Source organism: bacterium (assembly GCA_023150945.1).
Taxonomy (GTDB): Bacteria; Zhuqueibacterota; Zhuqueibacteria; order Zhuqueibacterales; family Zhuqueibacteraceae; genus Coneutiohabitans.
In genome coordinates this window covers 1-342 of record JAKLJX010000074.1, presented here as the reverse complement: position 1 = coordinate 342, position 342 = coordinate 1, and the positions used below count along the sequence as shown (strand labels likewise).

At 61.7% G+C, this 342-nt stretch carries 1 protein-coding gene; it reads right to left on the bottom strand.

The annotated features are described in order from the left end of the window. Positions 1 to 342 (bottom strand): choice-of-anchor D domain-containing protein (locus L6R21_28085; protein ID MCK6563066.1); only part of this gene is annotated, 342 nt, incomplete at both ends.

The window sequence follows — 342 nt, the reverse complement described above, 5'->3', positions numbered from 1 at the left end:
ATAGCCGGTCAATGAAAGTTGGACTTCAGGATCATCCGCATCATCGCTGGCAATGGTCACGACTCCCGCCCCCTCTCCGGCCTGCGCCGGCGTGAACACCGCCTCGAATGTTGCCACTTCTCCGGCCGCCAAGACCAAGGGCAGGTTGGGCAGGTTGTTCAACATGAAAGGCGGACCAGGGTCGGAGATTGCCGTGACGGTAAGGCTGGCAGTACCCACATTGCGCACCGTGATTGCCACCGGGGCGCTGCTCTCACTCACCAACACGTTGCCGAATTCAGCATGCGAGGGATGCACAGCAATCTGCCCGCCGCTCTGCCGCGGCGGCACAAACGTGAGTCC